General features: G+C 66.2%; 22 protein-coding genes and 1 pseudogene. 12 read left to right on the top strand and 11 right to left on the bottom strand.

Going from position 1 to position 23121, the window contains the following annotated elements:
- Positions 1-128 precede the first annotated feature (128 nt).
- Together ACLP4W_RS05000 and ACLP4W_RS04995 are read left to right on the top strand one after the other, a co-directional pair.
- Entirely contained in the window at positions 129-845 is a 717-nt protein-coding gene (locus tag ACLP4W_RS05000; RefSeq protein ID WP_442384707.1) for an SDR family oxidoreductase, read from the top strand.
- Between the two features lie 13 nt (positions 846-858).
- Positions 859-2571: an MOSC domain-containing protein gene (locus tag ACLP4W_RS04995; RefSeq protein ID WP_442384705.1), complete on the top strand. Its 1713-nt coding sequence runs from the start codon at positions 859-861 to the stop codon at positions 2569-2571.
- Between the two features lie 18 nt (positions 2572-2589).
- Here the strand turns inward: ACLP4W_RS04995 and ACLP4W_RS04990 are convergent, their stop codons facing one another.
- The 3 genes from ACLP4W_RS04990 to ACLP4W_RS04980 are packed head-to-tail and all read right to left on the bottom strand — an operon-like array spanning position 2590 to position 5256.
- Positions 2590-3333, bottom strand: coding sequence for an SDR family NAD(P)-dependent oxidoreductase (locus ACLP4W_RS04990; protein ID WP_442384703.1), 744 nt, complete (start codon positions 3331-3333; stop codon positions 2590-2592).
- Between the two features lie 58 nt (positions 3334-3391).
- Complete coding sequence (locus ACLP4W_RS04985; RefSeq protein ID WP_442384701.1) at positions 3392-4198, bottom strand: family 1 encapsulin nanocompartment shell protein; 807 nt, start codon at positions 4196-4198, stop codon at positions 3392-3394.
- Positions 4195-5256, bottom strand: a complete 1062-nt coding sequence (locus tag ACLP4W_RS04980; RefSeq protein WP_442384733.1) for a Dyp-type peroxidase — start codon at positions 5254-5256, stop codon at positions 4195-4197. Before ACLP4W_RS04980 ends, ACLP4W_RS04985 begins: the two co-directional genes overlap by 4 nt.
- A gap of 10 nt (positions 5257-5266) precedes the next feature.
- On the opposite strand from ACLP4W_RS04980, the gene ACLP4W_RS04975 reads away from it, so the two are divergent.
- The 5 genes from ACLP4W_RS04975 (at position 5267) to ACLP4W_RS04955 (ending at position 10940) form a co-directional block, all read left to right on the top strand.
- Positions 5267-6538 (top strand): M18 family aminopeptidase, encoded by a 1272-nt coding sequence (locus ACLP4W_RS04975; RefSeq protein ID WP_442384699.1) that lies wholly within the window; start codon positions 5267-5269, stop codon positions 6536-6538.
- Between the two features lie 11 nt (positions 6539-6549).
- Positions 6550-6897 (top strand): VOC family protein, encoded by a 348-nt coding sequence (locus ACLP4W_RS04970; RefSeq protein ID WP_442384697.1) that lies wholly within the window; start codon positions 6550-6552, stop codon positions 6895-6897.
- 62 nt (positions 6898-6959) lie between these two features.
- On the top strand, positions 6960-9257 hold the full coding sequence (gene purL / locus ACLP4W_RS04965) for a phosphoribosylformylglycinamidine synthase subunit PurL (RefSeq protein WP_442384695.1): 2298 nt from the start codon (positions 6960-6962) through the stop codon (positions 9255-9257).
- A 17-nt stretch (positions 9258-9274) separates the two neighbouring features.
- A complete protein-coding gene (locus ACLP4W_RS04960) occupies positions 9275-9901 on the top strand; it encodes an Rv0804 family intramembrane glutamic endopeptidase (RefSeq protein ID WP_442384693.1) in 627 nt (208 codons plus the stop codon).
- Positions 9902-9986: 85 nt separating this feature from the next.
- On the top strand, positions 9987-10940 hold the full coding sequence (locus ACLP4W_RS04955) for a phosphodiesterase (protein ID WP_442384691.1): 954 nt from the start codon (positions 9987-9989) through the stop codon (positions 10938-10940).
- Here ACLP4W_RS04955 and ACLP4W_RS04950 read toward each other — a convergent pair.
- The 3 genes from ACLP4W_RS04950 to ACLP4W_RS04940 all read right to left on the bottom strand — a co-directional run bounded on the left by ACLP4W_RS04950 (position 10885) and on the right by ACLP4W_RS04940 (position 14186).
- Positions 10885-12483 carry a stealth family protein gene (locus ACLP4W_RS04950; RefSeq protein ID WP_442384689.1) on the bottom strand — a complete coding sequence of 533 codons (1599 nt, stop codon included), beginning with the start codon at positions 12481-12483 and terminating at the stop codon, positions 10885-10887. The two genes, ACLP4W_RS04955 and ACLP4W_RS04950, sit on opposite strands and share 56 nt — an antisense overlap.
- A gap of 200 nt (positions 12484-12683) precedes the next feature.
- Positions 12684-12962: a hypothetical protein gene (locus ACLP4W_RS04945; protein WP_442384687.1), complete on the bottom strand. Its 279-nt coding sequence runs from the start codon at positions 12960-12962 to the stop codon at positions 12684-12686.
- 9 nt (positions 12963-12971) lie between these two features.
- Positions 12972-14186 (bottom strand): MCE family protein, encoded by a 1215-nt coding sequence (locus ACLP4W_RS04940; RefSeq protein WP_442384685.1) that lies wholly within the window; start codon positions 14184-14186, stop codon positions 12972-12974.
- A gap of 19 nt (positions 14187-14205) precedes the next feature.
- On the opposite strand from ACLP4W_RS04940, the gene ACLP4W_RS04935 reads away from it, so the two are divergent.
- Together ACLP4W_RS04935 and purF are read left to right on the top strand one after the other, a co-directional pair.
- Positions 14206-14595: a sterol carrier family protein gene (locus ACLP4W_RS04935; protein WP_442384683.1), complete on the top strand. Its 390-nt coding sequence runs from the start codon at positions 14206-14208 to the stop codon at positions 14593-14595.
- 138 nt (positions 14596-14733) lie between these two features.
- Entirely contained in the window at positions 14734-16260 is a 1527-nt protein-coding gene (gene purF / locus ACLP4W_RS04930) for an amidophosphoribosyltransferase (protein ID WP_442384681.1), read from the top strand.
- Between the two features lie 291 nt (positions 16261-16551).
- Here purF and ACLP4W_RS04925 read toward each other — a convergent pair.
- Positions 16552-16662 (bottom strand): annotated as a pseudogene (locus ACLP4W_RS04925) (IS200/IS605 family transposase); the annotation flags it as partial.
- 114 nt (positions 16663-16776) lie between these two features.
- Between ACLP4W_RS04925 and ACLP4W_RS04920 the strand changes: the two are divergent.
- Together ACLP4W_RS04920 and purM are read left to right on the top strand one after the other, a co-directional pair.
- Positions 16777-17994 (top strand): RNA-guided endonuclease InsQ/TnpB family protein, encoded by a 1218-nt coding sequence (locus ACLP4W_RS04920; RefSeq protein ID WP_442384679.1) that lies wholly within the window; start codon positions 16777-16779, stop codon positions 17992-17994.
- 101 nt (positions 17995-18095) lie between these two features.
- Positions 18096-19190: a phosphoribosylformylglycinamidine cyclo-ligase gene (purM, locus tag ACLP4W_RS04915; RefSeq protein WP_442384677.1), complete on the top strand. Its 1095-nt coding sequence runs from the start codon at positions 18096-18098 to the stop codon at positions 19188-19190.
- A gap of 76 nt (positions 19191-19266) precedes the next feature.
- Here the strand turns inward: purM and ACLP4W_RS04910 are convergent, their stop codons facing one another.
- Together ACLP4W_RS04910 and ygfZ are read right to left on the bottom strand one after the other, a co-directional pair.
- On the bottom strand, positions 19267-19461 hold the full coding sequence (locus ACLP4W_RS04910) for a DUF3073 domain-containing protein (RefSeq protein WP_442384675.1): 195 nt from the start codon (positions 19459-19461) through the stop codon (positions 19267-19269).
- Between the two features lie 147 nt (positions 19462-19608).
- The gene (ygfZ, locus tag ACLP4W_RS04905) at positions 19609-20703 is read right to left on the bottom strand and encodes a CAF17-like 4Fe-4S cluster assembly/insertion protein YgfZ (RefSeq protein WP_442384673.1); all 1095 of its coding nucleotides are present in this window, start codon (positions 20701-20703) and stop codon (positions 19609-19611) included.
- A 194-nt stretch (positions 20704-20897) separates the two neighbouring features.
- Between ygfZ and ACLP4W_RS04900 the strand changes: the two genes are divergently transcribed.
- On the top strand, positions 20898-21746 hold the full coding sequence (locus ACLP4W_RS04900) for an aminodeoxychorismate lyase (protein WP_442384731.1): 849 nt from the start codon (positions 20898-20900) through the stop codon (positions 21744-21746).
- 255 nt (positions 21747-22001) lie between these two features.
- Here the strand turns inward: ACLP4W_RS04900 and ACLP4W_RS04895 are convergent, their stop codons facing one another.
- Complete coding sequence (locus tag ACLP4W_RS04895) at positions 22002-22670, bottom strand: FABP family protein (RefSeq protein WP_442384670.1); 669 nt, start codon at positions 22668-22670, stop codon at positions 22002-22004.
- Positions 22671-22817: 147 nt separating this feature from the next.
- Positions 22818-23120 carry a DUF1416 domain-containing protein gene (locus ACLP4W_RS04890; protein ID WP_442384668.1) on the bottom strand — a complete coding sequence of 101 codons (303 nt, stop codon included), beginning with the start codon at positions 23118-23120 and terminating at the stop codon, positions 22818-22820.
- Position 23121: the final 1 nt, after the last annotated feature.

The raw sequence follows: 23121 nt of genomic DNA, 5'->3' as shown, positions 1-23121 counted from the left end.
ATCCCATTTTGGGGGGGAGTATTGATCAAGGCCACGGCAGCCCGCGTGAGTGTCGGATTGGGAGCGCGGCCCAGATGGGTCCGCCCGGTCGGTCGCTTACCGGCAACCGGAACGAAGGAGTGGCGTCGGTGGGTAACGCGTTGCAGGACAGGACGGTCGTAGTGGTCGGCCGCGGCAGCGGGATCGCGCGTGCCGTTGCTTTGCTGGCGCATTCGGAAGGTGCGCGGGTGGTCGCGGCGGGACGGGACAAGGCCAAGCTCGCCAGCGCCTATAGCGGGAGTGACATCACCGCCGAGGCCGTCGACGTAACCGACGATGAGTCGATTGCCGCCCTCGCCGACCGGGTGGGCGCCGTCGATCACGTGGTGTCCACCGCCTCGGCCCGTGCCCGCGGAAAACTGGCCGACCTGGAACGCCACAACCTCCAGCAATCGTTCGACACCAAGGTCATCGGCCCCACCATGCTGGCCAAATACTTTGCGTCGCAGATCAATCCGGGGGGCTCATTGGTGCTGTTCTCGGGGGTTCATGCCTTCAAGCTCAACGTCGGCTATCTCGGGGTGGGCATCACCAATGGCGCCGTCGACTTCCTCACCCGCTGGCTCGCCGTCGAACTCGCTCCGATACGGGTCAACGCGATTTCACCCGGAGTTATCGATACGGGCGCTTGGGACTCACTTGGCGAGGACGGCAAGCGGGATTACTTCGAGCACATCGCCGCCCACAACCCGGCCAGACGAATCGGAACCCCGGACGACATCGCGGGAGCCGTGCTGTTCGCGATGACAAACACGTTCCTGACTGGTATGACCTTGAAGGTCGACGGCGGCGAGCCGCTGATCTAGCCGAGGAGACCCAGTGGGCAGGCTTGTTTCGGTCAATGTGGGCATGCCCAAGAACGTGCAATGGCACGGGAAGACCGTGTACACGGGAGTTTGGAAGGAACCGGTCGAGGGACCGGTCATGGTGCGCCGCCTCAACATCGACGGTGACGGCCAGGGCGATCTCGCCGGCCACGGTGGCGAGCAACGCGCCGTCATGGTGTATCAGATGGAGTCCTACGACTTCTGGAAGAGCTACCTGCGTCGCGACGACCTTGAACCCGGCCACTTCGGCGAAAACTTCACCGTCACCGGACTGGCCGATGATCACGTGTGCATCGGTGACCGCTATCGCATCGGCAACGCCGAGTTCGAAGTCACCCAGCCACGCGTCACCTGCTTTAGGGTTGGCCTGCGGCTGAACGAACCGGAAATGCCTAACCTTCTTGTCGCCCAGCATCGTCCGGGCTTCTACTTCCGGGTCATTACCGAGGGACGGGTCCGTGCCGGTGACGACATCGTGCGAACCCGCCGCGGCCGCCACGAACTCAGCGTTGCCGACGTCGACGCGCTGTTGTATCTGCCTAACCGCAACATCGACCAACTCCGCAAGATCGTCGACGTTCCCGCGCTCAGCCCCGGCTGGCAGCAGTCCTTCCGGGACATGCTGACGGCGCACCAGAGCTCCGCGGCCGCCACTGCACCGCCAGTCGGAGTCGAGCCGGGGTGGAACGGATTTCGCCCGTTGCGGGTCGGCGCAATACGCCGGGAGAGCCCACAGGTGATGTCGATACGTCTGGAGGCCGACGACCACCGCGCACTACCACCGCCGCTTCCCGGCCAGTACCTGACGGTGAGAATCCCCGGCGCCGGCGAGCCGACGCCACTGCGCAGTTACTCCCTCTCCGGTGACCCCGCCGCGGGCGTGTACCGGATCAGCGTCAAGCGCGAAGATCACGGCATGGTGAGCCAATGGCTGCACGGCCACATCGAGCCGGGGTCGCTCATAGAGGCCGCCGCCCCGCGTGGCGACTTCTACCTCATCGACGACAGCAATCCAGTCGTCCTGATCTCGGCCGGAATCGGCGTCACCCCCGTCCTGGCGATGTTGCACACGCTGTCGGCGGTGCACAGCACCCGCGACATCCGTTGGCTGCACACGACCCGCAACCGCGAAACTCAGGCTTTTGCGACCGAAGTAACCGATCTGATCGAGTCGTTGCCCCGTGCTCGGCAGCTGGTCTTCTACACCGAAACGCAAGGCCGCCTGGACCAAAAGTCGATCGCAACATTGGGCCTGCCGACCGATGCCACCGTTTACCTGTGCGGTCCAACGCAATTCATGTCCGACATACGCGACTACCTCGCCACTATTGGCTTTGACCCCGCAAGCATCCACAGCGAACTGTTCGGTGCCTTGCCGCCCATCAACCCGGGCGTCGTGGAAGCGGGGGAGCGCAGGCCGCCTCACCCACCCGCCGGGGCACCGGGCACCGGACCATCGATTACCTTCGCGCGCAGCGGGCTGACGGTCAACTGGTCACCCGATTACGGAAGCATCCTCGATCTTGCCGAAGCATGTGATGTGCCAACCCGTTTCGCGTGTCGGAGCGGTGTATGTCACGTGTGCACCACCGGAATCGTCGCCGGCGCTACAGTTTACGTCCAGAGGCCGCTGGAGCCGCCCGAGCAGGGAACGGTGCTCATCTGCTCAGCGGCTCCGGAAAGCGAAGTCGTGCTGGACCTTTAGCGACGCAACAAGCCTCTGCTAGGGTGCGATCGCCAGTTGCCCGCCGGTAGCTTGCAAGACGGCGCCGTTGATGTAGCTGGCGTCCTGTGAACCCAGGAAGACGACGGCGTTGGCGATCTCGCGAGTTTCGGCCGGCCTGCCCAAGGCGGTGGTTGCCCCGAGCCCTTCGACCAAGCCCGGCGTGACTTTCGTTCCGGGTGTGTCGGTCGGCCCCGCGGCCACCGCGTTCACCCGCACTCCCGAGTTACCGAACTCGTCTGCCCACACGCGCGTGAGCTGTTCGAGGCCGGCCTTGCTGGCTCCGTAGATACCGGCTCCGCGGGCCGGCACCGACGCGGCGACGGTGCTCAGATTGACCACAGTGCCCCCACCGCGCTGGGCCATCGCCGGCACCAGTTGCTGGACCAGGATGAACGGCGCGCGCAGGTTGATGTTCACGTGCTCGTCGAAGGCAGCGTCATCGGTGTCGGTGGTTCCCCCGAACTTGTAGATGCCGGCGTTGTTGATCAAGATATCCACTCGTCCCGCCTCAGCGGCCAATCGGCGGACATCGTCGGCGTTGTTGAGATCTGCGGCGATGAAACGCGCTTTTCCACCGGAATTTTCGATCTCACGCACGACCTCCGCGCCGCGCTCGGCGCTGCGTCCGTGTACCACGACCTCGGCACCGCGATCCGCGAGTTGGAGTGCTATTTCGCGGCCGATCCCCGACGTGGCACCGGTGACCAATGCGGTGGAGCCGGCCAGAGTTGCTGCTATCAAACCCTGCCTTCGAGAGAGAAGTTCACTTGATTTTCCGAAAGCAGCGGCCCGGCGACTTTTATTCCGACGAGCCGAGTGCGACCGACGCCTCGGCGGTGTAGCACAGGAACGTCAGTGTCTCCTGCAGATAGAGCTGCACCGTGTCGGCGTCGTGGCTCGTGTACCCGATCGCGACGTCGGTGCCCAGCTGCAGGTCGAAGTCGCCGCCGCGGGTGGTCAGCACGAAGGCGCCGTCGATGGCCGGCGCCCAGATGATGTCGCCGTCGACGAGCCGGTTCAGGTGCTCGCGGATGGGATATCCGTGTTCGGTGGTCTCACTGACCTTGGTGTACACATCGGCGGACAGCAGCACCGAATAAGGGCCGTCGACGCCGGCCAGCCGCAGTTCAGTCAATGCCTGCGAGATGGCATCGGGCATGTCGCGAGGATCCTCGGGCAACGTCAGCGGCTTGTTCGAGCTGGCGCTGCGGATGCCCTCGATCGACGCGGCGGCGTAGCCCTCGAAGATGGTGCGGTCCTCGACGAACGCCAGCTTCTTGGCGGCAGCCTTGACCGGGTCCCAGTCGGAGTCCTGTGCGCCACGCTCGACGTCGTCGATCTCCGAACGCGACAGCGTGAACGGAACACGCAGCCGGACAAGGGGTTTACTTGCCCGTAGATGAGCCACCACGCCGTCGGAGGGGGCCTTCACGTGGACCAGCCGGCCGGTGCTGACCGCCGCGGTGACCGGCCCGCCGGGCTCGCTGACGTCGACCACCCGGCGACCGGCGATATGGCGTTTGAACGTGCGCGTCGCCTCCAATTCGATTTCGGTCCAGGCGACGTCGGTGATCGGTGCCAGATCGCGGTAGAGGTTGTTTTTCATTGGGTGGTTCCTTTCAGGCTGCCGATCGAAAGTGAGCCGTCATCCGCGGCGGGTATGGCCGGCCGCTCCGTGGCCAGCGGCGCGGGCAGTGGCGGTGGATCGTCGAGGAAGTCGATGGTGGGGGTGAAGAACAGACAACCGGTCAGCGCGGCGGAGAAGTCCAGGATGCGGTCCGTGTTGCCCGGCGGGTCGCCTAGGAACATGTTGCGCAGCAGTCGTTCGGTGACTTGCGGCGTCCGCGAATAGCCGATGTAGTACGTGCCGAACTCGCCGGTGCCGAGTTCGCCGAACGGCATGTTGGCCCGCACGATCTTTAGCTCGTTGCCGTCGTCGTCGGTGATGACATTGACGGCGATATGCGAGTTGGACGGCTTCACGTCGTCGTCGAGCTCGATGTCTTCCAGCTTGGTCCGGCCGATCACCCGTTCCTGCTCGGTGACCGACAGGGAATCCCACGACGACATGTCGTGCACGTACTTCTGCACGTGGACGTAGCACGAGCCGGTGAAGTCGGGATCCTCGTCGCCGATCGTGGTGGCGCTGACGGCGATTGGGCCGTCTGGGTTTTCGGTGCCGTCCACAAAGCCCAGCAGGTCGCGATTGTCGAAGTAGCGAAACCCATGCACCTCGTCGACGACGGTCACCGCACCCGCCATCGACTTCAGGATGCGGCCGGCCAACTCAAAACAGACGTCCATTGTCTCAGCCCGAATGTGAAACAACAGGTCGCCGGGCGTGGACGGGGCGGTGTGCCGCGGTCCGGCCAGCTCCATGAACGGATGCAGTTCGGCGGGCCGCGGCCCGCCGAACAACCGGTCCCAGGCGTCGGACCCGATCGAGGTGACCGCCGACAGATGCTTGCTCGGGTCGCGGAAGCCGATCGCGCGTACCAGCCCCGACAGGTCAGGCAGCGCGTCGTGCACGGTCGCTTCGCCGCCATCCTCGATGGTGAGTTCGAGGAATATCGCGGCGGGCGTCAACGGCGCGAGAATGGGTTGCGGCTGAACCGGAGGCACTCTGCCGACCCTAGCGTGAACTGCACGGCCGCGAACAGCCATGATGTTGAACATGTCGGCCAGCGCCGCGGGTCTCTGCGAATTCATCGACGCCTCACCGTCGCCGTTCCATGTCTGCGCGACGGTGGCGGCCCGGCTACTCGCCGCCGGCTACACCGAGCTCCGGGAAGCCGACCTCTGGCCCGGTCAACGCGGTCGCTACTTCACGGTCCGCGCGGGCTCCCTTGTCGCCTGGAATTCCGAGGTGCCCGACGGACCGTTCCGGATCATCGGGGCACACACCGACAGCCCCAACCTGCGGGTCAAGCAGCATCCGGACCGGCTCGTCGCCGGTTGGCGGGTGGTGGCGCTGGAGCCATACGGGGGCGCTTGGCTCAACTCCTGGCTGGACCGAGATCTCGGTATCAGTGGGCGCCTGTCGGTGCGGGACGCCGCTGGGATCACCCACCGGCTCATCCGGATCGACGACCCGATCCTGCGGGTGCCGCAGTTGGCGATCCATCTGGCCGAGGATCGCAAGTCGCTGACGCTGGACCCGCAGCGACACGTCAACGCGGTGTGGGGCGTCGGCCAACAAACGGGTTCATTTGTGGATTACGTCGCCGAGCGCGCCGGGGTGAAGGGGGCCGACGTGCTGGCCGCGGATCTGATGACACACGATCTGACCCCGTCGACGGTGATCGGCGCCGACACCAGCCTGCTGAGCGCGCCCCGGCTGGACAACCAGGCCAGTTGCTACGCCGGGATGGAGGCATTGCTGGCCTCGGAACCGGCCGCGGCGCCGCGTGGCTTCTTGCCCGTGCTGGTGCTCTTCGACCACGAGGAGGTCGGTTCGTCCTCCGACCACGGTGCGCAGTCCAATCTGCTGAGCACCGTGCTGGAGCGGATCGTGCTCGCGGCCGGCGGCAGCCGCGAAGATTTCCTGAGCCGCCTGCCGGTTTCGCTGCTGGCCTCGGCGGACATGGCACACGCCACCCACCCCAACTACCCGGAGCGGCACGAGCCCAGCCACCCGATCGAGGTCAACGCCGGGCCGGTGCTCAAGGTGCACCCGAATCTGCGGTACGCCACCGACGGACGCACGGCGGCGGCGTTCGCCCTGGCTTGCCGCCAGGCCGGGGTTGGGTTGCAGCGTTATGAGCACCGCGCCGACCTGCCGTGCGGGTCGACGATTGGGCCGCTGGCCTCGGCTCGGACGGGCATCCCCACCGTCGACGTCGGCGCCGCCCAGCTTGCGATGCACTCCGCGCGCGAGTTGATGGGCGCTCACGACGTGGCGGGCTACTCGGCAGCCCTGCAAGCTTTTCTTTCGCCTGCGGCATAAGGTTCAGCGGTATGGCGCTCAACGTGGAGATGGTCACCTTCGACTGCAGCGATCCCGCGAAGCTGGCCGGCTGGTGGGCCGAGCAATTCGGCGGTACGACTCAGGAACTGATCCCCGGCGAATTCATCGCGGTGATCCGGTCTGAAGGGCCCCGGCTGGGGTTCCAGAAGGTGCCCGATCCCACCCCCGGAAAGAACCGCGTGCACCTCGATTTCAGTGTGGCGGATGTGGATGCCGAAGTAGCGCGGCTGACGGCCGCCGGAGCTACCGAGGTTGGCGGGCGCAAGCTCAGCGACAACTTCCGCTGGGTGGTACTGGCCGACCCTGAGGGCAACGTGTTCTGTGTGGCGGGTCAGTAACCCGCCGACCCTCGCTCGCTCGTGTTGGTCACAGGGGTAGCCCGCCACCCTAGACTGTCTGCGTGACTGTCTCCGGGACGAGCGTGCGCACCCACGCCATCGACACCGTGGAGCACGCCGCGACCACGCCCGACCAGCCGCAGCCGTTTGGCGAGCTGGGCCTCAAAGAGGACGAGTACCAGCGGATTCGCCAGATTCTGGGCCGCCGGCCCACCGACACTGAGTTGGCGATGTACTCGGTGATGTGGAGCGAGCACTGTTCCTACAAATCGTCCAAGGTTCACCTGCGCTACTTCGGTGAGACCACGACCGACGAGATGCGCGCCGGCATGTTGGCCGGGATCGGCGAGAACGCCGGTGTGGTCGACATCGGCGACGGCTGGGCCGTCACCTTCAAGGTGGAATCGCACAACCACCCGTCCTACGTCGAGCCCTACCAGGGCGCGGCGACCGGCGTTGGCGGGATCGTCCGCGACATCATGGCCATGGGGGCTCGCCCGGTCGCAGTGATGGACCAGCTTCGGTTCGGCGCCGCCGACGCGCCGGATACCCGCCGCGTGCTCGACGGCGTGGTCCGAGGTATCGGCGGCTACGGTAACTCGCTGGGCCTGCCCAACATCGGCGGCGAGACCGTCTTCGACGCGTGCTATGCCGGCAATCCGTTGGTCAACGCGATGTGCGTCGGTGTATTACGCCAGGAGGACCTGCATCTGGCGTTCGCCTCGGGCGTCGGCAACAAGATCATTCTGTTCGGCGCGCGGACGGGGCTCGACGGTATCGGCGGAGTGTCGGTGCTGGCCTCGGATACCTTCGACAGCACCGGATCTCGCAAAAAATTGCCCTCTGTTCAGGTGGGCGACCCCTTCATGGAGAAGGTGCTCATCGAGTGCTGCCTCGAGCTCTACGCGGGCGGGCTGGTGATCGGGATCCAGGACCTGGGGGGAGCTGGATTATCCTGCGCCACATCTGAATTGGCGTCGGCTGGGGACGGCGGGATGGCGATCCGACTCGACACCGTCCCGCTGCGGGCCAAGCAGATGACGCCCGCCGAGGTGCTTTGCAGCGAGTCGCAGGAGCGGATGTGCGCGGTGGTCGGGCCGGAGAACGTGGATGCCTTCATGGCCGTGTGCCGCAAATGGGAGGTGCTGGCCACCGTGATCGGCGAGGTCACCGACGGTGACCGGTTGCAGATCACCTGGCACGGCGAGACAGTCGTCGACGTGCCGCCGCGCACCGTGGCCCACGAGGGTCCGGTGTACCAGCGGCCGGTCGCGCGGCCCGAATCACAGGACGCCTTGAACGCGGACCGGTCAACGACGCTGCGGCGGCCGGCCACCGGTACCGAGCTGCGTGCGACTTTGCTTGCGCTGCTGGGCAGTCCGCACTTGTGCAGCCGCGCGTTCATCACCCAGCAGTACGACCGCTACGTGCGCGGCAACACCGTGCTGGCCGAACACGCCGATGGCGGCGTGCTGCGCGTCGACGAGTCCACCGGCCGCGGCATCGCGGTGTCGACCGACGCGTCGGGCCGCTACACGTTGCTGGATCCCTACGCCGGTGCGCAGCTCGCGCTTGCCGAGGCCTACCGCAACGTCGCCGTCACCGGTGCGACCCCCGTCGCGGTGACCAACTGCCTCAACTTCGGTTCGCCCGAAGACCCCGGGGTGATGTGGCAGTTCTCGCAGGCGGTGCGGGGCCTGGCCGATGGCTGTGCGGCCCTAGGGATTCCGGTGACCGGCGGCAACGTCAGCTTCTACAACCAGACCGGGTCGGCCGCGATCCTGCCCACGCCGGTCGTGGGCGTGCTCGGCGTGATCGATGACGTCGGCCGGCGCATCCCCACCGCCCTGGGCGGCGAACCGGGGGAGAGCCTGATGCTCCTGGGTGACACGCGCGACGAATTCGACGGGTCCGTCTGGGCGCAGGTGACCGCCGAGCATCTGGGCGGGCTGCCGCCCACGGTCGACCTGACGCGCGAAAAGTTACTGGCCGACGTGCTGGGCTCGGCGTCGCGCGACGGTCTGGTGTCCGCGGCGCACGACCTGTCCGAGGGCGGGCTTGCCCAGGCCGTCGTCGAATCGGCGCTTGCGGGCGAAACCGGTTGCCGCATAGTGCTTCCCGAGGACGCCGATCCTTTCGTGACGTTGTTTTCCGAGTCGGCGGGCCGGGCGCTGGCGGCGGTGCCGCGCACCGAGGAGAGTCGGTTCCGTTCGATGTGCGAGGCGCGGGGACTGCCCGCGGTCCGCATCGGCGTAGTCGATCAGGGTTCGGACGCGGTGGAGGTTCAGGGCTTGTTCACGGTGTCCCTGGCGGAATTGCGCCAGACCTCCGAGTCGGTGCTGCCGCGATTCTTCGGATAGCGCAGTAACGAATCCTGATGCCTGACGGATGTTTTCGTCGCCTCGGGGCGCCGGCGTTAGCCGCCGCCCTGGTCGGCTGGAGCTTTGTCAGTCCGCGGCTACCCGGTGTATGGCGGGTGGTGGTGCAGGCCTGTGTGGGTGGGCTGCTGGTGCTGGTGACCCGTGCCCCGCTGGGCCTGAGCCCGCCGCGGCTGTGCTCGGGGATGCGGCTGGGGTCGGCGGCCGGGGTGGCGGCGGGCAGCGTGATCGCGGCGACGACCCGAGTGCCGCCGGTGCGGCTGTCGATGGCCGCCCGCGAGCTGCCGGGATCGGTGCCGGGCTGGCTGTTGTTGCGGATACCCGTCGGCACCGTTTGGGCCGAGGAGGCCGCCTTCCGCGGGGCGCTGGCTCATGCCGGCTGCGGTGCCTTCGGCAAATCCGGGGGCAGGTTGTTGCAGGCCGCCGCGTTCGGGCTCTCCCACGTCGCCGACGCGCGTGCGGCGGGCGAGCCGGTGGTTCCTACCGTGCTGGTCACCGGTGTCGGCGGGTGGCTGTTCGGCTGGCTGGCCGACCGTTCCGGCAGCCTCGCCGCGCCCATGCTGGCGCATTTGGCTATCAACGAGGCCGGTGCGGTGGCCGCGCTGATTGTGAGGCACTCGGCGTGACGAGTGCCGGTAGCGCTCGGCGGCGCGGCTATACTTGTCAAGGTTTTGTTTGCAAACCGATCGACGGAGAGGGTTGGCACCTCAGGTGCACAGACTTAGGGCCGCGGAGCATCCGCGGCCGGATTACGTTCTTCTACACATCAGCGACACGCATCTCATTTCGGATGGGTCTCTTTACGGCGCGGTGGACGCCGACGGGAGGCTCGGCGAGCTACTCGAGCAGCTGAAACACTCCGGGTTACATCCCGACGTGATCATTTTCACCGGCGATCTGGCCGATGCCGGCGAGCCCGAGGCCTACCGTAAGCTTCGCGCTGTTGTCGAGCCCTTTGCCGCCGAGTTGGATGCTGAACTCGTCTGGGTGATGGGCAACCACGACAACCGGGCCGCATTGCGCAGCTCACTGCTCGACGAGGCACCGTCGATGGCGCCGCTCGACCGCGTGCGCATGGTCGACGGCCTGCGCATCATTACTTTGGACACCTCGGTACCGGGCCATCACTACGGCGAGATCCGTAAGGCCCAATTAGATTGGCTTGCGGGAGAGTTGGAAGTACCTGCGCCACACGGCAGCATTCTGGCCCTCCATCACCCGCCGATCCCCAGTGTCCTGGACCTGGCCGTCACGGTGGAACTACGCGACCAGGCTTCGCTCGGGCGGGTGCTCAAGGGCAGCGATGTTCGTGCGATTTTGGCGGGGCACCTGCACTACTCGACGAGTGCGACCTTCGTCGGGATCCCGGTGTCGGTGGCGTCGGCGACCTGCTACACGCAGGACCTGACGGTTGCCGCCGGGGGAACGCGCGGCAGAGACGGGGCCCAGGCCTGCAACCTGGTGCACGTATACCAGGACACCGTTGTGCACTCGGTGATTCCGCTCGGCGCCGGAAAGACCGTGGGCACCTTCGTCTCTCCCGCGCAGGCGCAACGCAAAATCACCGAGAGCGGCATGTTCATCGAACCGTCTCAGCGGGATTTGCTGTTCAGGCACCCTCCGATGGTGCTGACACCAGCGGTTCCGCAAACCCCAGCCGACTGACGTCCGCCGTCACCTTCTCCCAGGGCGCTGGGATGGGGAAGTAGCGCTCCAAGAAGCTGGTCACCCGTTCGGTCCGCTCGACCGCGGAGACCTCGGGGAAGCTGCCGTCGTTGAGGCAGAAGAAGTCGTATGCATGCTTTCTGCGCAGTTCGGGCAGCAAGTCGAGGCCGGCGTGCGTGGTGGTGTCCACATACAGCACTTTGGCTTTTTCTTGCTGGACGGCTCGTCCCGTCATCAGCGCGTAGTAATGGTAGAAGGAGTTGGTGACCGAGATATCGGTACTGGAACGGAACTGGCTCGCCTGAGTGCGGGCGAAGTCTTCGGGAAATTCTTGTTCCATTTGCTTCAGCACGCTTTTGCGCAACGGAACCGCGGTGTGTTCGAGATGGCGGGTGATGACCTGTCCGAACCGCTCGAGGATCAGCTGCCGGTTCACCCGCGCGGCATTCTCAAAGCCACTGCGCGCGGGATCGTTGGAGCCCAGCCCGATGCGGGTGTTGGCCTCGATGAACCGCGTGATTCCTCCTGGGGAGAAGAACATGGTGGCTTTGAGTGGTCGGCCGAAAAACATGTCGTCATTGGAGTACAGAAAATGCTCGCTCAGCTCTGCGATGTTGTGCAGTTGGCTTTCCACCGCGTGGGAGCTGTAGGTCGGCAAGGCCGCCGGGTCCGAGAAGTGTTCCTCGGCGCGCACGATGGTGATCTTTGGATGCTCGGCCAGCCATCCCGGCGGGCGTGAATCGGTTGCGATGAAGATCCGACGCACCCACGGTGCAAACATGTTGACGGAGCGCAGCGCGTACTTCAACTCGTCGATCTGCCGAATGCGCGCTTCGGCTTCGTCGCCCTCACCCACGACATACTCCGACATCTGTGCCGCTCGGCGCGCCCGAAACTCCGGATCGCTGCCCTCGACCCAGGAGAACACCATGTCGATATCGAACGTGACGTCGCTGGCATGCGGGGTGAACATTCCCGCAATGGTCGCCCACTTGTAGCCGTAGAACTTGACGGGTGCCGGCTTGATTTCACTTTGCGGCAGCACTTTCCGGGTCAGCGAGTTTTCCACCGGGCAGCGGACCACGGCCTCCTCGAAGACCCAGAATTGCAATTCCACGCCGAACGCGGGCCCGTAGCGCAGGCCACCCGGCGCGATCCGCCGCCGGTACAGCCGCACGATACGCGGATCGGGCAACTCGGATAGCCGGCCCTTGGCGATCAGGACAGGGGAAATTCCTTTCTCGTCAATCGTTTTGGCATACATGGGTTCGGTGGCGCAGGCCATTACGAGCGCGTGCTGAACCGCCGGGCGCAGATCGATGTTGATCGCGAGAATCGGCCGGTTTTTGTGGTTGCGGATCAGCAAGAACGGAATATCGGCCCGGGTCAACACCTTTCGTATGAAGACCAGATCCTCGATCTGCGCTTCGTGCGGGGTCAACCTGGATTCCAGGCGGGCGATCTTCCCCCGCCGGGTGACGATTATGGGGGCGAGGGGGGGCTGGGCGGGCCGGACGCCCTCGCGCGACACGGTCTTGGCCATCGGAAACACCGCCTTACAAAGTCAGTACGGAACCGGGAGAATCCCCCAGGTTGAGCGTCGGTACGGGGCGAAGGCCCCTGGCCAACCTGGGCTATGTATACATGGTGCCGGTAGAACGACACCTCTTGCAACGCAGCCCATTTAGTGATTTCTTGGACATCTGACGGCAACCTTGCCGTTGCAACAGTGTCACATCTTGTTCAATGGCGAAGCTGCTCGCCGCGCGCCGTCGCCGCAGGTCCCCAGCCCGCCGATCGTCGCGTTGATCCGGTCACCGTTGTCGCCACACCATGCCATGCCGGATCGGCAGCCGAGGCGCGACGGCCGGTATCCGACGCGCCGGTTTCTGAATCCTCTCCGGAGTCGCCGCAGCCGGCCAGGGACAGGATCGCCGCGGTCATCGCGAGCGTCACCAGCCGACGCGCGACGGCAGCGGTGCGGGCGGCAGACTCGGGAGCGGGGAAGTGTTCGGCTGTCACTGGGCCTCTTCAGGGGTTGATGGTGTAGTCGCCCACTTGGCGCCCCCACACGTAATCGACGACGAGCGGTGAACCGAGTTCTAAGTGGTTGTGGGGGGCAATGCTCGCGCCGGTGTCCATCACCAGCGTAGGCGCCGGCCACAGTGCTCGAGTGATCTTCTGCCAGCTGCCCGGTCGCCCATCGGGTCCGCCCCTGGCGTTTGTACGCGGCAAGTTCTCCGGCCAGACGTAAGGGTTGGGCGCCCCCGCGATCGCACCGCCCGAATGTGCCCCCAGCGAGTAGCCGTTGTTGCTGAGGTCGGCATAGATCTTGGGTGCTACGTCGTGGTAATTGCGGATGGTGCAAAAGATTTCGGGGCTGTACTCGTCAAGCAGCTGGCCGGTGGGAACCGGATCGACGGCCCCACGCGCCAGGTACGGGCCGCCTCGCCCGAAAACGTCGGCGCCGGTGTTGCCCGCTCCCGCCGCCGCCAGCAACGCCGCATCCAGATCGCCCTGCTGCCGGTTGAGCGTGCGCGCTGTGGTCACCGCACGTTCGAGTGCGTCCCACAAGTATGGTGCGGCGTCGGCGTAGGTGTCACCCGGGGCCGCCAACCGCTGAATGTCGGCGCGGATGCTGGGCATCTGCGGGTTCAGGTCATCGAGGATGGTGTCGCCGTTGATCAGCGAGGCGCCGAACTTTTCACCCAACCCGGTCAGTGCCTGTGCGGCCGCGCTGAGCGTCAGGTTCACCTTGACCGGATCGACCTTTTCGGCGATCGAGGTCAGCGTCTCGAACAGCGTGTTGAACTCGGTCGTCACCGAGGTCGCGTCGATCACGGTCGAAGGCGTGATCGATTGCGCCGCGGGGTTCTTCGGCGAGGTCAGAGCAACGTACTTATTGCCGAACACCGTGGTTGCCTTGACGGCGGCCGCCACGTTGGCCGGAACCAGCTTGAGGTATTTCGGAGTGACATCCAGTACCACCTTGGCGGCCGGCCTGCCGTCACGGGTGGTCTCGGAAATGCTAGACACTCGCCCGATCTGGACCCCGTTGTAGGTGACTTTGGAACTGGGGTCCATCACCAAGCCGGCCCGGGGTGCCACCATCGTCAACGTCGTTTTCGGTGTGAATTCGCCCCGGAATCGCCCGTACAGGAGAAACCCGACGAGCCCCGTGACCACGATCGTCACGAGGCCGACGGTCTTGTACGGTGGCCGCGCCCCCAAGCGATGACGCTGCATGATGGTGAGACCCTAAGGTATGGCCGCCCGTCAGAGAGCCGATCCGGCAAAGACTCGGCAGGCGGTGCTGGCGGTCGCCGACTGGTTGCGTGACGAATCTCGTCCGGCGCCCGACCGGGACGCTCTGGCAACGGCGGTTCGGCTCACCGCGCGCACCCTGGCCGTGGTGGCGCCCGGCGGCAGCGTCGAGGTCCGGATCCCCCCGTTTGCCGCGGTGCAATGCATTTCCGGTCCCGCGCACACCCGCGGCACGCCACCCAATGTCGTGGAGACCGATCCGCGAACGTGGCTACTCCTGGCCACCGGGTTGTTGCGGTTGGACCAGGCGAAGACCTCCGGCGCACTGACGCTGTCTGGCTCCCGGGCCAGTGAAATAGAGCACTCGCTGCCGCTTGTAGCTGTGAGCTGAATATAACTCTGAACTGCAGGTTTAGGGTTGAGCGGATGGTTTTTGGGTGCTCAACACGCCCGACGGATTCGGCGCCGCGGCCGTCGTGCCCGTAGACTCCGTTACGTCACCAATCGTTCGCCAGGGAGCCGCCGAACCGTGACCGTCCAGGAGCCCGAGCAGGACCTGAACTCCCCCCGGGAAGAGTGTGGCGTATTCGGGGTCTGGGCCCCGGGCGAGGAAGTTGCCAAGCTCACCTACTACGGCCTGTACGCGCTGCAGCATCGCGGTCAGGAAGCCGCGGGTATCGCCGTCGCCGATGGGTCCCAGGTGCTGGTCTTCAAAGACCTTGGCCTGGTCAGCCAGGTGTTCGACGAGCAAACGCTGGCGGCGATGCACGGCCACGTCGCCATCGGGCACTGCCGCTACTCCACCACGGGAGACACGACGTGGGAAAACGCCCAGCCGGTGTTCCGGAACACCGCGGCCGGCACCGGGGTCGCGTTGGGGCACAACGGGAATTTGGTCAACACCGCTGAGCTCGCCGCGCGTGCCCGCGACGCGGGGTTGATCGGCACCCGATGCCCGGCCCCGGCGACGACGGATTCTGACATCCTGGGCGCGCTGCTGGCTCACGGCGCGGCAGATTCCACCCTGGAACAGGCCGCGCTGGAACTGCTGCCGACGGTGCGCGGAGCGTTCTGCCTGACGTTCATGGACGAGAACACGCTGTATGCGTGCCGCGATCCGCATGGGGTGCGGCCACTTTCGCTGGGACGGCTGGATCGCGGCTGGGTGGTGGCCTCCGAGACGGCCGCGCTCGACATCGTCGGCGCCTCGTTCGTCCGCGACATCGAGCCAGGCGAATTGCTGGCGATCGACGCCGATGGTGTGCGCTCTACCAGATTCGCCAACCCCACCCCCAAGGGCTGCGTCTTCGAGTACGTCTACCTGGCGCGGCCCGACAGCACGCTTGCTGGCCGGTCCGTGCACGCCACCCGGGTCGACATCGGCCGTCGGCTGGCCCGCGAATGCCCGGTCGACGCCGACCTGGTCATCGGCGTTCCGGAATCGGGCACCCCCGCCGCGGTCGGATACGCGCAGGAGTCCGGCATCCCATACGGGCAGGGTCTGATGAAGAACGCCTACGTCGGGCGCACATTCATCCAGCCGTCACAGACCATCCGCCAGCTCGGCATCCGGTTGAAGCTCAACCCGCTTCGTGAGGTGATCCGCGGCAAACGGCTCATCGTCGTCGACGATTCAATCGTGCGGGGAAACACCCAGCGCGCCCTGCTGCGCATGCTCCGCGAGGCCGGTGCCGTCGAAGTGCACGTGCGCATCGCCTCGCCGCCGGTGAAATGGCCCTGCTTCTACGGCATCGACTTCCCGTCGCCGGCCGAGTTGATCGCCAACGCCGTCCAAGACAAAGAGGAGATGCTCGAAGCGGTGCGGCACGCCATCGGGGCCGACACGCTGGGCTACATCTCGCTGCGGGGCCTGGTCGCGGCCTCCGAGCAGCCCGCGTCGCGGCTCTGCACCGCCTGCTTCGACGGCAAGTACCCGATCGAGCTGCCCAGCGAGACGGCGCTGGGCAAGAACGTCGTCGAGCACATGCTCGCCAACGCCGCGCGCGGAGCCGGACTCGACAACCTGGCGCCCGATGAAATACCCGTCGTGCGCTGACGAGAATCTTGGGGCGCAAGCCTCAGACTTCAGTCTGGGATTAGCCCATCTCGTTTGTCGCCGGGCTAGCCCGGAGTTCAAAGTGGTCGGGCTTGGCCGTCGATGTATTGCTTGATGATCGACGACGGTGCACCTCCGCAAGAGACGCGAAGTAGCACGGCGACCCCAGGTGTCTGCGCATGCGGGCGCGGACACAGACTCCGGTGTATTCGCGCCGGACCGGGTAGGCGGTGCGGCCTTGAGCCGCTGCACCAGGCTTGAGATAGCCAGGGTTGGCGGGTAGGCGACGAGCAGGTCTACGTGGTCGACCTCGCTGTTGAACTCGACCAGCTCGACGTCCAATTCGGCGCACCCGGTGCGCATGGTGTATTCGCAGCAGGACAGCATTTCGCCGGTGAACACCGGACGGCGGCATTTGGCCACGAACACCGGGTGCGCATGCAGCACAGACACACGCTGTGGCGGGATCGCCGGTAGGTCTGCTGCAATGTCGGTGGGTGCCTCTACGGTGTGGTTGTGCTGGTGCGTTACCGATACCGCGTCGAACCGACACCTGCCCAAGCTGCAATGCTGGCACGGGTGTTCGGGTGCTGTCGGGTGGTGTTCAACGACGCACTGCGGGTCCGCGACGACGCTTACCAGGCCGGGGAGAAGCTATCGGGCAGCGAGATTCAGCGACGTGTCATTACGCAGGCGAAGACCACCCCCGAACGAGGCTGGCTGGCCGAGGTGCCCAGCGTGGCTTTGGTGCAGTCGGTGAACGATTCCCGCAGGGGATGGCGCAACTTCTTCGACTCGGCTGCCGGGAAACGCAAGGGTCGCAAGGTTGGCCGGCCACGGTTCAAATCCCGCAAGGATCGCCGGCAGTCGTTCCGGCTTACACGCAACGGATTCAACCTCAAGCCCAATGGCCGGTTGTTTGTGGCGAAGGTCGGCGAGGTGCGGGTGCGCTGGTCACGCGAGCTGCCAAGCGAACCTTCGTCGGTCACGGTGATCCGCGAACCGGACGGGCATTTCTACGCCAGCTTCGTCGTCGACATCGAGCCCACACCACTGCCGGTAACGCAGCGGGAAGCCGCAGTGGACGTGGGGATCACCCGGTTAGCGACGGTCGCCGACACCGAAGGGCAACGCACCGACGTAGAAAACCCGAAGCATTTGGGTCGCAAGTTACGCAAACTCGCACGGTTGGAGCGGGAGAAGTCCCGCCGGCAGAAAGGATCGAACAACCGGGACAAGACCCGGCGAAAGGTCGCTATCGCCCACAACCAGGTGGCGCGGGCACGGCGGGACTATCACCACAAGCAGGCTTTGGCGTTGGTACGCGAGAACCAAGTTATCCACGTCGAGGACCTCAACATCGTGGGCATGGTCGCTAATCGCCGGCTCGCCCGCGCCATCAGCGACGCGGGGTGGGGGCAGTTCGTGCGGATCATCGGCGAGAAAGCCGACCGCTACGGGCGCACAGTACATTCGGTGTCACGCTGGTTGGCGTCGAGCAAAACCTGCTCGGCCGCAGGGTGTGGGCGTGTGCTCGACGAACTCCCGTTGCAGATTCGGGAGTGGACATGCCCTGCGTGCCGGGCAGTCCACGACCGCGACCACAACGCCGCCAAAGTCATTCTCGCCGCCGGGCGGGCGGAGAGACTAAACGCCTGTCGAGCCTCGGTAAGTCCTCCCACCACTCGGGAGGTTCGGGGCGATGAAGCAGGAAGCACTCCAACAGCGGCGTAAGCCGCAACGGGCATCCCCGGATTTTCAATCCGGGGAGCACGTCAAGAACTTCAAAGACGTTTGATACCGGCGGTGAGCGGCGCCCGGTAGCCTTTATCGCGATGACGGATCCCGGAAAAAGCCCCGGACGAGAACCGGGCAGCCAGGCCATCACCTACGCGACGGCCGGGGTGGACATAGAAGCCGGTGAGCGCGCCGTCGACCTGTTCAAACCGCTGGCGACCAAGGCCACCAGACCTGAGGTGCGGGGCGGGTTGGGCGGTTTCGCCGGATTGTTCGCCCTGCGTGGCGGCTACCGCGAGCCGGTCCTCGCGGCCTCCACCGATGGCGTCGGCACCAAGCTGGCGGTGGCTCAGGCGATGGACAAGCACGACACCGTCGGCCTCGACCTCGTCGCGATGGTGGTCGACGACCTCGTGGTCTGTGGCGCCGAGCCCCTGTTCTTGCAGGACTACATCGCGGTCGGCCGGACGGTGCCAGAACGCCTGAGCGCGATCGTCAGCGGTATCGCCGAGGGGTGCATGCGCGCCGGCTGCGCGCTGCTGGGCGGCGAAACCGCCGAACACCCCGGTCTGATGGAGCCGGACCACTACGACATCTCGGCAACCGGTGTCGGTGTCGTCGAGGCCGACGAGGTGCTAGGGCCCGACCGCGTCAAACCCGGCGACGTCATCATCGCGCTGGGTTCTTCCGGTCTGCATTCCAACGGATACTCGCTGGCCCGCGCGGTCCTGCTGGAGATCGATCGGATGAACCTCGCGGGTTATGTCGAGGAGTTCGGCCGCACCCTGGGTGAAGAGCTGCTGGAACCCACCCGGATCTACGCCAAAGACTGCCTCGCGCTGACCGCCGAAACCCATGTCCGGACGTTCTGCCACGTCACCGGCGGTGGGCTGGCCGGCAACCTGCAACGCGTCATCCCGCACGGGCTGGTCGCCGAGATCGACCGCGGCACGTGGACGCCCGCACCGGTGTTCGCCATGATCGCCCAGCGTGGCCGGGTCGCGCGTGAGGAGATGGAAAAGACGTTCAACATGGGCGTCGGCATGGTCGCCGTCGTCGCTCCGGAGGACACCGACCGCGCGTTGGCCATCTTGACCGCCCGGCATCTGGACTGCTGGGTGCTGGGCACCGTCGGCAAGGGCGGAAAAGAAGGCCCGCGGGCCACATTGGTCGGGCAACACCCGAGGTTTTAAACGGCTGGAACCGGCTGGGACTAGCCGGGACTAGCACTGTGCCGATGCGAAGCGCATCGGCACAGTTGCGTGAGTTCTAGCGGCGCCAGTCGTCCCGGTCATCCCATGAATCGCCCGGGCCTGAATCGTCTGAGTCGTCCAGCTCGGCGGGTTCTTCGGTGCCCGTTCCTGACAGCTCGCGCTGAAGCCGCTGGAAGTCGGTCTGCGGGGAACTGTATTTGAGTTCTCGTGCAACCTTGGTCTGCTTTGCCTTAGCCCGGCCGCGGCCCATGGGGGAACCCCCTCGCGCAATAACGGAGCGGCCTAACAAGTAGGCGGCTCCGATCTCTTGGTCTCTTTATTGTCCTGCCGACAGTTTAACGTGCTTCGCGGTCGGGCGTCGGCGGCCCCTGCCCGCTGTGGCGGACTTCATCGCCGATTATCTCGCACCGCCCCGCAACCGTTCAACGGCTAACCGTCCCGCGCCGATGCGCTCGGTGGACGGCACGGAGTCGGCATCGATTGCCGCGGCGACGGCGGCCTCCGGGCCGGTTGCCAGTTCGGTGTCGGCCGGCAGGCCACGCTTGACCAGCGCCAGCGCCACCGGGCCGAGATCCACGTGCTCGACGACGGTTCCGAGCCGTCCGACGGCGCGACCGCCGGCGAGCACCGCATCACCCGTCGCGGGCCGCTCCACCGATCCATCGAGGTGCAACAGGACCAGCATCCGGGGCGGCTTACCCAGGTTGTGCACCCGCGCGACAGTCTCTTGCCCGCGGTAGCAACCCTTGTCCAGATGCACGGCCCCCTCACCGGGACCACCGATCCAGCCCACTTCGTGTGGGATCGTGCGCTCATCGGTGTCGACGCCGAGTCGCGGTCGCAGCGCTGCCACCCGGTGAGCCTCGTAGGCCCACACCCCAGCCGCCCGCACGCCGGCCTGCGCCAAGCGGCTCTGCCAGGCGGCCGACTCGCCGCGCGGTACCAGCAGGTCGACTTCGATCTGCCCGGTCGGGGCGCCGGGCATCCGTCGCACAAAGCCACCGCCGACGAGGGGAACTGCGGTCTGCACCGGGGGCAGAGCATCCAGGCCGAGCGCGTCGAGCACTGCCCGGTCAGCCAGCCACGGACCCAGCAGCGACAGCACCGCCACGTCGGCGCTAGCCGGGGTGACCTCGGACCAGAACACCATCTTGCGCAGGTACGCCAGCAGCGGGTCGCCCCGCCACGGTTCGGTGTCGAGGTAGGTGATGCCGCCCAGCTCGGTCTGGATCCAGTGGTCTTCGACCCGGCCCTGGCCGTCGAGGCTGAGATTTTGTGTGCTGGCGCCCTCGGGGAGTTCGCTGACGTGTTGGGTGGAGATGCTGTGCAGCCAGGTCTGCCGGTCGCCGCCGGTCAGCGTGAGCACCCCGCGGTGCGAGCGGTCCACCAGCACCGCGTCCGTTTCGGCCGTGCGCTGCTCGCCCAGCGGATCGCCGTAATGCCAGACTGCGCCCGCGTCGGGTCCGGGATCGGGTGCGGGGACTGCAGTCATGTGCGCCGCTCCTCCTCATCGCTTCGCTCTGCATCGTCGCCGGCGCGGTTCACACGTCAACTCTACGGACCCGGCACCGTCCTTCGCTGAACGTCACGCTGGGGTGGCTGTCGCCCCAGCGTCACGCTGGCGTGACCATCGAGCCCCCAACTGTCGACCCGATAGGCTCGTTGTCCATGTCGGGCCAGATGGGTGTGGTCGTCACGCTGGACGGCGAGATTCATCCGCCGGGGACGCCACTCCTGCACGCCGACGACCTCGCGGCGGTTCGCGGCGACGGCATCTTCGAGACGCTGCTCATCCGCGACGGAGGGGCCTGCCTAATCGAGTTGCATCTGCGGCGGCTGACCCAGTCGGCCAAGTTCACCGACCTGCCGGCGCCGGACTTCCCGAGTTGGCGGCGCGCGATCGACGTGGCCACGCGGCACTGGGCCGCAAGCACCGCCGAGGAAGGCGCGATGCGCTTGATCTACAGCCGCGGCCGCGAAAGCGACTTGGCAACGACGGCCTATGTCATGGTCAGCCCCGTTCCCGAACGGGTGACCGCCGTTCGTCGCGACGGGGTCGCGGCGGTCACCCTGGACCGCGGATTGCCCGCCACCGGTATCGATGCGATGCCGTGGCTGCTGGCCGGCGCCAAAACACTGTCCTACGCGGTCAATATGGCCGCGCTGCGACATGCCGCCCGCCAGGGCGCCGGTGACGTCATCTTCGTCAGCTCCGACGGCTACATCTTGGAAGGCCCACGCTCGACGGTGGTGATCACCACCGATTCGTGCCTGCTGACACCGCCGCCGTGGTATCCGATCCTGCGCGGCACCACGCAGCAGGCTCTCTTCGAGGTGGCCCGCGCCAAGGGTTATGACTGCGACTATCGCGCCCTGCGGATCGCGGACCTGCATGCCGCCCAAGGGATCTGGCTGGTATCAAGCATGACCCTGGCGGCCCGCGTGCACACGCTCGACGGTCGGCCACTGCCTCGATCCCCGATGGCCGCTGACTTCGCCGAACTGGTCGACGCGGCGATCGTCAGCGATCGCTAGGCGCTGAATTCTGTTGTGGGCTCGCAGGATGGCGGGTACGGTCGGCCGTACACAGGGAAGGAGGTGGTCCGCGAAATTGATAGCTTCATGGACATGTGAGGTGGCTACGCGCTAGCTGCATTGGCTCGGAAGAGTCGGCGTTGTACGCACGCTGGCGAATTCCCCGTAGCCACCCGGCCCCCGAGTTTCCGGTCAGTCCAACCGTGAGCTTTGCTCGGGGGCCGCTCCATGTCATCAGCTCCCCGCTCCTGGCCACTATCCGGCGAACCGCGACAGCCGCGCCGACAGATGCGGCACCAGCCCACCGTCGGCGTCCACCCGTTCCTCGACGTAAGCCAGGTCGCCGCCCTCGACGATGCCGTAGAGCCGCTTGGCGCCACCGACCAGCAGGCCCGACCGACTGCGGGCCAGCGCGTCGGTCACCAACTCCCACGACGACTGTGTTCGTGGCCGCCCGTAGAACAATTCGATATAACCGGCCGAATGCGCCAACAACAACTCGATCGCCTGGGACTCCGTCGGGTCGTCGGGGTCGCTGACAAAGCGCCAGAAGCCGCTTTCGCGTAAGCCCGGCTCCTGGTAGTTGCCCGTATCGTCGAGTCGCCAGGACCGGGCTTCCCAATTCAGGTAGTTGCCACCGTCGTGCGAGACCACGATTTGCTGGCCGAACCTGTAGTCGCCGTCGTTTCCGCGGCCCTCGCCTTCGCCGCGCCACACGCCAACCAGCGGCAGGAGTGCCAGCAGCGCGTCGTTCAGGCTGGCGCCCTCGCGTAGGTTCGCGGTGTCGGCGGGAACCGGCAGATCGTCGAAGGCGGGGATGTTGCGGGCCGCGGTCACCTTGGCGCGTTCGGCCGCGGCAGCTACCGCGCGGTCGCTGAAGCCCCCAGACCCCGCCGGTGCTTGAGGGTCCTCGCCGCGGGTCACGATTCGTCGGTGATGAGCCGGTAGAGCGTGTACAGCGCGAACCATGAAATAAGCACGACCGACACGACCAGCATGATCTCGAAAAAGAGCACCACGGGCACGAGTCTATTCGTCCCGGGGATTCCCCGGGTTACCCCGGTCGGGTCGTCAGGCGACCTTGACGTCCACCTCGTGGATGCCCGCGCCGGACGGCGTCACCACGGCGTCGCCGTTGCCGGCCGGGGACAGAGCACGAACCGTCCAGGATCCCGGCGCGGCGAAGAACCGGAAGTCACCAGTGGCCGATGCAACCACCTCGGCCGTGAACTCGTCCGACGAGTCCAGCAAGCGGACGAACGCGCCACCCACCGTCTGGCCGTCACGGTCCACCACGCGGCCGGTGATCACCGTTTCCTTCTCCAGGTCGACGCTGGCGGGCAATGCCAGCCCTTGCTTCGGTCCAGAGCACATA

Source organism: Mycobacterium sp., from assembly GCF_052145595.1.
Classification (GTDB): Bacteria; Actinomycetota; Actinomycetes; order Mycobacteriales; family Mycobacteriaceae; genus Mycobacterium.
The sequence above is the reverse complement of the archived record's forward strand: the minus strand, read 5'-3'. Positions and strand labels throughout refer to the sequence as shown.

Bases quoted from the DNA above. Each gene is read 5' to 3' on its own strand.
- ACLP4W_RS04985 (WP_442384701.1), bottom strand. From the start codon at position 4,198: ATGAAAAACAACCTCTACCGCGATCTGGCACCGATCACCGACGTCGCC.
- ACLP4W_RS04980 (WP_442384733.1), bottom strand. From the start codon at position 5,256: ATGGCTGTTCGCGGCCGTGCAGTTCACGCTAGGGTCGGCAGAGTGCCT.
- ACLP4W_RS04975 (WP_442384699.1), top strand. From the start codon at position 5,267: ATGTCGGCCAGCGCCGCGGGTCTCTGCGAATTCATCGACGCCTCACCG.
- ACLP4W_RS04970 (WP_442384697.1), top strand. From the start codon at position 6,550: ATGGCGCTCAACGTGGAGATGGTCACCTTCGACTGCAGCGATCCCGCG.
- ACLP4W_RS04960 (WP_442384693.1), top strand. From the start codon at position 9,275: ATGCCTGACGGATGTTTTCGTCGCCTCGGGGCGCCGGCGTTAGCCGCC.
- ACLP4W_RS04950 (WP_442384689.1), bottom strand. From the start codon at position 12,483: ATGGCCAAGACCGTGTCGCGCGAGGGCGTCCGGCCCGCCCAGCCCCCC.
- ACLP4W_RS04940 (WP_442384685.1), bottom strand. From the start codon at position 14,186: ATGCAGCGTCATCGCTTGGGGGCGCGGCCACCGTACAAGACCGTCGGC.
- ACLP4W_RS04935 (WP_442384683.1), top strand. From the start codon at position 14,206: ATGGCCGCCCGTCAGAGAGCCGATCCGGCAAAGACTCGGCAGGCGGTG.
- purM (WP_442384677.1), top strand. From the start codon at position 18,096: ATGACGGATCCCGGAAAAAGCCCCGGACGAGAACCGGGCAGCCAGGCC.
- ACLP4W_RS04910 (WP_442384675.1), bottom strand. From the start codon at position 19,461: ATGGGCCGCGGCCGGGCTAAGGCAAAGCAGACCAAGGTTGCACGAGAA.
- ygfZ (WP_442384673.1), bottom strand. From the start codon at position 20,703: ATGACTGCAGTCCCCGCACCCGATCCCGGACCCGACGCGGGCGCAGTC.
- ACLP4W_RS04890 (WP_442384668.1), bottom strand. From the start codon at position 23,120: ATGTGCTCTGGACCGAAGCAAGGGCTGGCATTGCCCGCCAGCGTCGAC.